The sequence below is a fragment of the Petrotoga halophila DSM 16923 genome, assembly GCF_002924615.1.
The window spans coordinates 1-1580 of record NZ_JALY01000163.1; the positions used below are offsets into that span (position 1 = coordinate 1).

General features: G+C 36.5%; 1 protein-coding gene. It reads left to right on the forward strand.

Annotated features, from left to right (window positions below):
- Positions 1 to 30 precede the first annotated feature (30 nt).
- The coding region (gene groL, locus AA81_RS07975; protein WP_103898734.1) for a chaperonin GroEL at positions 31 to 1580 on the forward strand (1550 nt) is incomplete at its 3' end.

Here is a 1580-nt window from a genome sequence, read left to right on the forward strand (position 1 = left end):
GACTAAAAAAATAGGAGGTGTTGAGATAAGATGGCAAAAATGTTAAAATTTAATGAAGATGCAAGAAGAGCTTTAGAAAGAGGCGTTAATACAGTTGCAGATGCTGTTAAAATAACTTTGGGACCTAAAGGAAGAAACGTGGTTTTAGAAAAGAGTTGGGGATCTCCAACTATCACAAATGATGGTGTTTCGATTGCTAAAGAAATTGAATTGAAAGATAAATTTGAAGCACTTGGAGCAGAGTTAGTTAAAGAAGTAGCTTCCAAAACAAACGATGTTGCGGGAGACGGGACAACTACCGCTACAGTCTTAGCGCAGTTTATGATTCAAGAGGGATTGAAAAATGTTGCAGCCGGTGCTAATCCCATATTGATGAGAAACGGTATCGCTAAAGCTACAGACACAGCTGTAGAACAGATAAGGAATGCCAGCAGAAAGTTATCTAGCAAAGAAGACATTGCACATGTAGCTTCTATATCTGCTAATAACGAAGAGATTGGAAATATTATAGCTGAAGCTATGGACAAAGTTGGACAAGACGGAGTTATAACCGTTGAAGACTCTAAAACGCTTGAAACTTATGTAGAATTCACAGAAGGTATGCAATTCGATAGAGGATACATCTCTCCATATTTTGTCACGAACACAGAAAAAATGGAAGCGGAAATGAAAGAACCTTATATCTTAATTACAGATAAAAAAATTTCAGCTGTAAAATCTATAGTTCCAATTTTAGAAAAGGTAGCTCAAGCTGGAAAACCGTTGGTAATCATTGCTGAAGATGTTGAAGGAGAAGCTCTTTCTACATTGGTTCTCAATAAGCTAAGGGGAACGTTGGAATCTGTAGCTGTTAAAGCTCCTGGTTTTGGAGACAGAAGAAAAGAAATGTTAAGAGATATTGCAATTTTAACCGGTGGTACTGTAATATCCGAAGAAATTGGTCTTACCTTAGAAGATGTTTCCATTAACGATCTAGGTCAAGCTGATTTGGTAAGAGTTGCAAAAGAAGATACTATCATTGTTGGAGGAAAAGGTGAACCTACAGCAATAAAAGAAAGAATAGCTCAGATAAAAGCTCAAATTGAAAATACAACTTCCGATTACGAAAAAGAAACATTACAAGAGAGATTAGCAAAATTATCTGGTGGGGTTGCTGTGATTAAAGCCGGAGCGGCTACAGAAACTGAGTTGAAAGAAAAGAAACATAGAATAGAAGATGCTTTATCAGCAACAAGAGCAGCTGTAGAAGAAGGAATAGTTGCAGGTGGAGGTGTAACATTACTCAAAGCCAAAAAAGCCGTTGAGGAATTTGCAAACACATTGTCAGGAGACGAAAAAATTGGTGCACAATTAGTAGCAAAATCTTTAGATGCTCCTGCAAAACAAATAATAAGAAATGCTGGTTTAGAACCCGCTATAATTATTGAAAGAATACTCGAAAAAGATGATCCAAAATATGGATTTGATGTACTAAAAGAAAGATACATTAACATGTTTGAGGCTGGAATAATTGATCCGACTAAAGTTACAAGAAGTGCACTTCAAAATGCTGCATCGATAGCTTCCATGCTTCTAACAAC